Origin of the sequence: Streptomyces hirsutus, from assembly GCF_001418415.1 — a bacterium.
Lineage (GTDB): Bacteria > Actinomycetota > Actinomycetes > Streptomycetales > Streptomycetaceae > Streptomyces > Streptomyces hirsutus.
This window is the reverse complement of sequence record NZ_LIQT01000342.1, coordinates 1-8,338: the sequence shown is the minus strand read 5'-3', so window position 1 is coordinate 8,338 and position 8,338 is coordinate 1. Positions and strand designations below refer to the sequence as shown.

The 8,338-nt window shown below is 71.0% G+C and carries 6 protein-coding genes; 2 read left to right on the top strand and 4 right to left on the bottom strand.

Features of this window, described 5'->3' with window-relative positions:
- Positions 1–87: 87 nt before the first annotated feature.
- The 4 genes from AOK11_RS24745 to AOK11_RS24730 all read right to left on the bottom strand — a co-directional run bounded on the left by AOK11_RS24745 (position 88) and on the right by AOK11_RS24730 (position 5,341).
- Positions 88–1,050 (bottom strand): carbohydrate ABC transporter permease, encoded by a 963-nt coding sequence (locus AOK11_RS24745; RefSeq protein ID WP_055595944.1) that lies wholly within the window; start codon positions 1,048–1,050, stop codon positions 88–90.
- A gap of 22 nt (positions 1,051–1,072) precedes the next feature.
- On the bottom strand, positions 1,073–2,338 hold the full coding sequence (locus AOK11_RS24740; protein ID WP_055595943.1) for an ABC transporter substrate-binding protein: 1,266 nt from the start codon (positions 2,336–2,338) through the stop codon (positions 1,073–1,075).
- A gap of 329 nt (positions 2,339–2,667) precedes the next feature.
- On the bottom strand, positions 2,668–3,969 hold the full coding sequence (locus AOK11_RS24735) for an ROK family transcriptional regulator (protein ID WP_206188920.1): 1,302 nt from the start codon (positions 3,967–3,969) through the stop codon (positions 2,668–2,670).
- A 115-nt stretch (positions 3,970–4,084) separates the two neighbouring features.
- Positions 4,085–5,341: an FAD-binding protein gene (locus tag AOK11_RS24730; RefSeq protein WP_055595941.1), complete on the bottom strand. Its 1,257-nt coding sequence runs from the start codon at positions 5,339–5,341 to the stop codon at positions 4,085–4,087.
- Positions 5,342–5,624: 283 nt separating this feature from the next.
- Here AOK11_RS24730 and AOK11_RS24725 point away from each other — a divergent pair, with 283 nt between their 5' ends.
- Together AOK11_RS24725 and AOK11_RS24720 are read left to right on the top strand one after the other, a co-directional pair.
- The gene (locus AOK11_RS24725; RefSeq protein WP_055595940.1) at positions 5,625–6,950 is read left to right on the top strand and encodes a radical SAM protein; all 1,326 of its coding nucleotides are present in this window, start codon (positions 5,625–5,627) and stop codon (positions 6,948–6,950) included.
- A 293-nt stretch (positions 6,951–7,243) separates the two neighbouring features.
- A partial coding sequence (locus AOK11_RS24720; protein ID WP_055595939.1) for a hypothetical protein occupies positions 7,244–8,338 on the top strand: 1,095 nt, incomplete at its 3' end.

Genomic DNA, 8,338 nt, shown 5'->3' with positions numbered 1-8,338 from the left:
TGCCCGCCCTGTCCGTGGATCGTCCCGGTCTCCGGGGCGACCCCTTTGTCCCTGGTTCCGCCGCCTTCGGTGCGGGTGTGTCGGCGGTCACCTGGCGTCCTCCCCCCGGCCGAAGCCCATGAACCGGCCCTGCAGCAGCGTCACCAGGCAGATCAGCAGCGTGAGGATCAGCGCGCCCGCGCTGCCCGCGCCGTAGTCCTGGTTGTCGCCCAGGGCCTTGTAGTACAGCTCGACCAGCGGCGGGCGCCCCCACGTGGTCTTGTTCAGCAGGTTGAAGAACTCGTCGAAGGCCTGGTACGCGGCCACGAGCAGCAGCAGGACCACGGCTGTCGACGTCGCGCGCAACTGCGGCAGGGTGATGTACCGGAACGTCTGCCAGCCGGGCCTGGCCCCGTCGATGGCGGCCGCCTCGTACAGCTCGCGCGGGATGTTCTGCAGCGCGGCCAGGAACAGGATCATGTAGAAACCGGCCTGGAGCCACAGCCGTACGGTCACGATGACCAGCCAGTACCAGGGCGGGTTCGGGTCGGCCAGCCACGCGGTGTCGTCCACGCCGAACACGCCGAGCACGGTGTTCGCCAGACCGAAGCGGACCCCGTTGAAGAGAGACATCTTCCAGATGAGCGAGGCGGCGACATAACTCACCGCCGTCGGCAGGAAGAAGACCGAGCGGAAGAAGGCCCGCATGAACCGCAGCCGGTTCACCGCCAGCGCGAGCGCCAGCGACAACGCCCAGGTGGTCGGGACGATGAGCGCCGCGAACACCGTGAAGGTGCCCAGGGAGCCCATGAACTGGTCGTCCGTCAGCATGACCCGGTAGTTCTCGAAGCCGATGAACTCGCTGGGCGTGACGGTGAACCGGGCCTCGAAGAAGGACAGCCACGCGCTCCACAGGATCGGCACGTAGACGAAGATCAGCAGGCCGAGGAGGAAGGGCCCGGTGAACAGCCAGAAGTTGAAGGTGCCGCTGGTCCGCAGCGGCCGCCGCGGCCGGGGGGAGCCCTTGGCCGGGGCGGGGCGGGCGGCATCGCGCGCGGTGGTGGTCGACATCTCGTCGCTGCCCGTCCGCGGTCTATCCGAACAGCTTCTGCAGCTCGCGGTCGACCGTCGCGTCGGCCTTGTCGAGCGCGCTCTCCGGGTCACCGCCCTTGCGGACGCAGTCGGCGAGGACGTCCTCCAGGGCGGTGATCATGGCCTGCGTCCAGCCGATGTTGTCGAAGTGCCCGAACTCGTTGAACAGCCTGACGCCCTCGGCCGGCAGGCCCGACTTGAGCTTGTCGGCGGACCGGGCGATCGAGGTGCGCGGCGGGATGTGGAAGCCGTAGGAGAGCGACCAGTCCTCCTGGTACTCCTTCTGGTCGATCCACAGCCACTTCACGTACTCCTTGGCGGCCTCGACGTTCTTGCCCTTCGCGTTGACGAACATCGACCAGCCGCCGTTGGTGACCGCCTGCTTGCCCGTGTCGGTGACCTTCGGGAAGGGGAAGATCCCGAGATCGTCACCGAGCGCCTGCTGCATCTGCGGCATCGCCCACATGCCGCACCACTGGATGGCGGTGAGCCCCTGGTTGAGCGCGGAGGGGTCCCAGAAGTCGGTCGGCGCGTCGAGCAGCAGATCACCGCTGGTGAAGAGCTTGCGCAGGGTACGGAACCCCCCGACCACTCCGTCCGTGTGGTAGGCGATCTCGTTCCTCTCGTCGAGGGTGTCGGCGCCGGACGCCCAGATCATCGGGTTGACGATCGGGTGCAGGGTGTTTCCCAGGTAGATGCCCTTGACCTTGTCCGTGGTCAACTCTGCTGCGGTCGTGAGGAGTTCGTCGAGCGTGGCGGGGACGCCCACGCCCGCCTTCTCGAACATCGACTTGCGGTAGAAGAAGAACTGCGGGTCGTCGATCATCCGGACCCCGTAGATCTTCCCGTCGACGGTGTGCGACTGGATGTCGGCCGGGTTGAAGTCGTCCTTCACCGGCTCGACCAGGTCGGTCAGGTCCGCCACCTGGCCGCTCTTGATGAGCTGGATCTGCGGATGGAACTCGAAGACGTCCGGGGCCTTGTCGGTGAGCAGGGAGGCGAACAGTTTGCTCTCGAAGTTGGAGCCCGTGATCCACTGCGTGGTCACGTCGGCCTCCTCGTAGGCCTTGGCGTAGCGCCTGATGGCCTGTTCGGTGCCGGCCTCGCCGTAGGCGTGGAAGTACTGGACCAGACGTTTGCCCGACCCCGGCCCGCCGTCCCGGCCTGTGTTGCCGCCGCACGCGGCGAGCCCGCCGGCGGCAGCCAGACCCATGGCCGCCCGCAGTACGGAACGGCGGTCCCAGTGGTGAGTACTCCATGCCGACATGTCGACGTCCTTGTCTCGAGTACGGCTCGAAAGGCAGGTGGGGTGGGCGGAGCAGGTGGCCCGGACGGGTGCGGGGAAGTGCAGGCGGCGCTGGCGGTACGGGGCGGTGCACGCGGAGCAGCGGGATCTGCGGTGAACGGCGGACGGCTTCCGGCGGTGGTGCGGTGGAGGGCGCGGAAACGCCTGCGGTGCCGGACGTTAACCTTCGGCTAAGGCTTCGGCAAGGGGTTGGACAAAGCCCGCACGAAGCGTTGCGCACCGTTCGGGATGACGAACAAGCCGACGGGGCACGGACGTTGAGGCTCGGGACGCAGGCGGTGCGAGGGACGCTACGGTCTGCCGCTGCCGCTGCCGCTGCCGCTGCCGCTGCCGCTGCCGCTGCCGCGGGTCCGCGCGGGTGCGGTGGCGCGTGTGCCGTTGCCGCCCTTGCGTGCCGCCTGCAACGCGCCCTCCAGCGCGAACGTCGCCGCGCCCAGGCAGACCGGATCGGTGGGAATCGGGGAGAGCACGATCCGGGTGGCGGCCAGCGGGCGGCGCAGCGCGTGCCGGGTGACGGCCTCGCGCACCGCGTCGAGCAGGGGCTCGCCGAACGCGGCCGCGACCCAGCTGCTGAGCACGACCACCTCCGGGTTGAACAGATTGATCAGGCCGGCGATCCCGGCACCGACGTAACGGGCGGTGTCCTCGAGGACCTTGACCGCCACCGGGTCGCCCGAGGCCACCCCCCGCGCCAGGGCGTCGACCGTGGCCGTCTGGTCGCCGGGACGCAGCAGCGGGCTGCGCGGGCTCACCTCCCGCAGGTTCAGCATGATCCCCGGCGCACCCGTGTACGTCTCGACGCAGCCGCGATTGCCGCAGTGGCACGGGCGCCCGTCCAGGACGAGCGTGGTGTGTCCCCACTCGCCGGCGCTGTTGCTGACCCCCCGGTGCACCCCGCCGCCCAGGACCAGCCCGGCGCCCACCCCGGTCCCGAGGTTGACCACCACCGCGTCACCGTGCCCGCGCGCCGCCCCGAACCACAGTTCGGCGACCGCGCAGGCGCGCAACGGGTTGTCCAGGTACAGGGGGTGGGAGATCCGCTCGGCGAGGAGGTTCTGCAGCGGCACGTCGTGCCAGTCCCAGTTCGGCGCGTACTCGGAGACGCCCGTGGCGCGGTCCACCTGGCCCGGCACACTCACTCCGGCCCCGAGCACCCGCGCGGACTCGATGCCGGCCCGCTCCACCACCGAGCCGACCGCCGAGGCCACATGGTTCACGACCTGCTCGGGCCGGTTCTCGCCGGGGCGCATCTTCTCTTCGGCGCGGGCCAGCACGTTCAGCGCCAGGTCGAACAGCTCGACCCGGACGTAGGTCTCGGCGAGGTCGACGCCGATCAGGGCGCCGCCCGCCGCGTCGACGGCCACCAGACCGCGCGGCCGGCCGCCGGCCGAGTCCTCGAACCCGACCTCGGTGATCATGCCGAGGTCGAGCAGCTCGCCGACGAGGGTGGCGACCGTCGCGAGACTGAGCCCGGTGGCGGCCGCCAGCTCCTGCCGTGAGGTGGGGGACTCGGCGACGATCTGGCGCAGTACCTCGTAGCGGTTGGCGGTACGGATGTCCCGCGAGGTGCGCTTCACCGGAGGTGCCCCCATCCCTGCCGTGCCGGGCGGCGTCGGCACCGGCGCGCGGCAAGGCTATGGCCGGTGCCGGTGTTCGACAAGGGGTTCGGAAAGGGGCTGTACGAAGGGGACGGGGCCGGTCGGACGGTCAGTCGCCCAGGACGTCCCGCACGAACACGTTGCTGAACTTGCCCTCCGGGTCCAGCGACCGGGCCAGAGCCCGGAAGTCGCCCAGCCGCGGATAGCGGGCACGGAGCTCGGCCGCCGGGGTGGTGAACACCTTCCCCCAGTGCGGCCGCGCCTCGAAGGGAGCCAGCGCCTCCTCCAGCCGCCGGACCACGGGCAGCACCGCGGGCGTGTCGGCGACCCAGGTGAAGTGGGCGGCCACGGTGTCCCGGTCGTAGGAAGGGCTCAGCCACTGGCCGTCGGCGGCCACGGTCCGCACCTCACAGGTCTGCAACACGGGGGCGACCGTCTCCCGGATCCCGTCGATCGCGTGCAGCATGTCGACGGCGAACCGGCGCGGCAGCAGATACTCCGACTGCAGCTCCGCCCCGCTGCTCGGCGTGAACTCCGCGCGGAAGTGCGGCAGCCGCTCGTGCCAGGGACCCGGCACCCCGAACTGCTCCGTGCAGTTGACCGCCGGCATGCCCGGGACGGGATGCAGCTTCTCGGTCGCGGGCGCCGCCCAGGGGAAGTTTGGCAGCGGCCGGTCCGTACGCCGCTTCACCCACACCTGCCGGAAGCCCGGCGCCGCCCAGTCGGTGAACAGGCTCACGCTGTACGCGGCCGACATCACCGTCTCGAAGGCGGTGAGGTCCAGCCCGGCCAGCGGCAGCTCGGTGAAGAGGTGCTGCTCGACGTCGAACGCCGGCTCCAGGTCCAGGGTGAGCGCCGTGACGACACCGAGTGCCCCGAGGGAGGTGACCGCACCGCCGAACCGGGCCTCGTCCTCGCGGCCGATCCGTATCGCCGAACCGTCCGCCGTGACCAGCTCCACCTCGCGTACCGCCGAGGAGAGCGGGCCGTTGCCGACCCCGGAGCCGTGCGTGCCGGTGGCGACCGAACCGGCCACCGAGATGTGCGGCAGCGACGCCATGTTCGGCAGCGCGAGCCCCCGCTCGTGCACCCGGCGGGCCAGCTCCGCGTACCGCACGCCGCCGCCCACCCGTACCGTCCGGGCCGTCGTGTCCACGTCGATCTGGGCGGGCAGGGCGTCGAGCGAGAGCAGGACGCCGGCCTCGCCCGGCTCGGCGATCTTGTTGAAGGAGTGCCCGCTGCCCAGGGCCCGGACCCGGCTGCTCCCGGCGACCAGCGCGCGCAGCGCGTCCAGGGTGTGCGGACGGCGCAGCTCCTTGGCGGCGTACGTGATGTTGCCCGCCCAGTTGGTCACGGTCCCGGTCATCGGTCGTCCTTCCCCGAGGTGCGGGACCGGAGAGGCCCCCGCCGGAATTTATCGCGGGGCCCGGGGTACGTGTCGCCCGGCCGTCCTTCCGCGAGGGCCGGCCCGGGACCCGCACGGCACCGAAGCCGCGGACGCCCGGAAGACGTACTGTTCTCGCAGGTCCAAGGGAGTGCCCCACGTCACGTGAGGGCCCCGGCACCACGGACCGAGGGGCGGGGGCATACCGTGAGGAGTCGTACGTCCGAGCCGGGAGTCGTACGTCCGAGCCGGAAGGAGACACGGGATGGGCAGCGGCAGCCGTACCGCGCTGGTCGAGGATCTGATGGAGCGGTTCCCGCATGTGCCGCGCGAGGCCGTTTTCAAGGAGGACCTGCTCCGGGGCGGGATCGCCTTCGATCCGTCCGCCCTCAGCGACAACGAGAAGGGCGAGGTCAAGCCGAAGTCGTACTTCATCTTCTCCTTCGACCACGGCACCCTGCCGGAGCTGGGTGAGGCCGCGCTGCGGCGCCCGCCCGAGGAGATCATCCTCACCGGCGGCCCCTACGACCTGCGCCGCACCGTGGTCTCGGTGCGGGTGAACCCCGCCTCCCCGTACCGGGTCGCCGCGAACGAGGACGGGATCCTCGGCCTCTACCTCGACGGGAAGCGCATCTCGGACGTCGGCGTGCCGCCGATGCCCGAGTACTACCGGCACACCCTCTCCAACGGGAAGTCGGTCATGGAGGTGGCCCCGACCATCCAGTGGGGCTACCTGATCTACCTGACCGTCTTCCGGGTCTGCCAGTACTTCGGCGCCAAGGAGGAGTGCCAGTACTGCGACATCAACCACAACTGGCGCCAGCACAAGGCGGCCGGCCGCCCCTACACCGGGGTCAAGGACGTCGAGGAGGTCCTCGAGGCCCTGGAGATCATCGACCGCTACGACACGGCGAAGGCGTCCACCGCCTACACGCTGACCGGCGGCGCGATCACCAAGACCGTCTCCGGCCGCGACGAGGCCGACTTCTACGGCCACTACGCCAAGGCCATCGAGGAGCGCTTCCCCGGCCGCTGGATCGGCAAGGTCGTCGCCCAGGCGCTGCCCCGGGACGACGTGCAGCGCTTCAAGGATCACGGCGTGCAGATCTACCACCCCAACTACGAGGTGTGGGACGAGTACCTGTTCAAGATGTACTGCCCCGGCAAGGAGCGGTACGTCGGCCGGGACGAGTGGCACAAGCGCATCCTGGACTCCGCGGAGATCTTCGGCGCCCGCAACGTCATCCCCAACTTCGTGGCGGGCGTGGAGATGGCCGAGCCGTTCGGCTTCAAGACGGTCGACGAGGCCATCGCCTCCACCACCGAGGGGCTGCGCTTCTTCATGTCGCACGGCATCACGCCCCGCTTCACCACCTGGTGCCCCGAGCCCACCACCCCGCTCGGCAAGGCCAACCCGCAGGGCGCGCCGCTGGAGTACCACATCCGGCTGCTCGAGGCCTACCGCGCGACGATGGACGACTTCGGTCTGGCCTCGCCCCCCGGCTACGGTGAGCCCGGACCTGGGCGCGCGGTGTTCTCCGTCAGCTCCTTCATGGACAGCCTCCCGGCACAGGAGCCCGCCGAGGCGTGAGACCCGAGAGGGCCGCCGAGAGGGCCGCGAGGGCCTGAGACGGCTCAAGGGGAAGAAGCGGAGAAGCGGAGAAAACAAGGAAGGCCGGAACCGAGACGTTCCGGCCTTCCTTGCGTATTCTCCGGCGAGGGGCGCGCGCGAGGGGCGCGTACGCGGGCGCCGTGCTGCCCGAAGCGGAGACAGCGCTTGTCAGTTGTGTCGGGAACGTGAAAAGCTCGTCCATCACCCCGAGGGTCCCCCCAACTATGCCGCCAATGTGGCGAGTTGACCTCGTTCGTGGATGCAGGAGACTCATGCCCGACCTGCCGGCCCCCCAGGACGCCACCGAGACAGCGCTGTTCTCGGAGTGCTGGGACGCGGTGCTCTCGTACGCCGATCTCTGCACGGCCGGCTCCACCGCCGCCGCGCAACTCGCGCGGGAAGCGTTCGCACAAGGCATACGAGAGGTGCGCGAAGCGGAGGCGAGCACCGTACGCGGCACCGGCCGCCGTTCCTCCCGACTGCCCCGAATACCCCTGCTGTTGACGGCCGTTCGCGCCACCGCGACGGACTGGGAGGACGCCGGGCAGGGGCACCGGCTCGATCCCGACCTGAGGCTGTGGCTCCACTCCGACCAGGCCGCTCGTTACACCGGCCCGCCGCTGAGCCGTCCGGTCGCCCTGCGCGGACTGCGCGATCTGCAGCAGGCCGACGCCGAACTGCTCTGGCTGGCCGAGGCGGAGAGCCTGCCGCTTCCCCTGGTGGCCCGCCGGCTCGGCCTCGACCCCGCCCTCGCGGCCGACGAACTCGCCCAGGTCCGACGCCTGTTCCGGGACCGCTGTCACCGCAACCACCTCGACTCCCCGATGGACGCCGAGTGCCGCAGCTACGCCCGGCTGCTGGACGCCGTCACCCGCTCACCCGCCGCCGACACCCCCGACGACCTGTCCCGGCACCTCGCCACCTGCGTGCAGTGCGCGGAGGCCGCAGCCTGCCTCCGGCTGCAGGGCGGCGGGCTGCCCGTCGCGCTCACCGGCGGGGTCGTCGGCTGGGGCGGTCTCGCCTACCTGGAGCGCCGCCGCCGCGCGACCGAGGCGCGCCTCGGCCCCGGCCGCCCCGACGGCCCCGACGCGGGCGGAGCTCCCGCCGACGGACCGGACCGGACGCGGGTCGTCCGGAGCGGGCTGATGGTCGCCGCCGTCCTGGTGTCGGGGCTCGCGCTCACGGTCTCCCTCATGCAGTTCGGCGGCGCGGAGGCCGACAGCGCGACCCGCCCCGACGCCGACCGCCAGGCGGTGGCCGACCCGGATCTGTACCCGCCCGCGGGACCCGGCGCCCTACCCGCCCCGGCCTCGGACACCGCTCCCTCCGACGGCGGGGAACCACCTGCCGACACCACCCCCGACGAC

Bases quoted from the DNA above. Each gene is read 5' to 3' on its own strand.
- AOK11_RS24735 (WP_206188920.1), bottom strand. From the start codon at position 3,969: ATGGGGGCACCTCCGGTGAAGCGCACCTCGCGGGACATCCGTACCGCC.
- AOK11_RS24725 (WP_055595940.1), top strand. From the start codon at position 5,625: ATGGGCAGCGGCAGCCGTACCGCGCTGGTCGAGGATCTGATGGAGCGG.
- AOK11_RS24740 (WP_055595943.1), bottom strand. From the start codon at position 2,338: ATGTCGGCATGGAGTACTCACCACTGGGACCGCCGTTCCGTACTGCGG.
- AOK11_RS24730 (WP_055595941.1), bottom strand. From the start codon at position 5,341: ATGACCGGGACCGTGACCAACTGGGCGGGCAACATCACGTACGCCGCC.
- AOK11_RS24745 (WP_055595944.1), bottom strand. From the start codon at position 1,050: ATGTCGACCACCACCGCGCGCGATGCCGCCCGCCCCGCCCCGGCCAAG.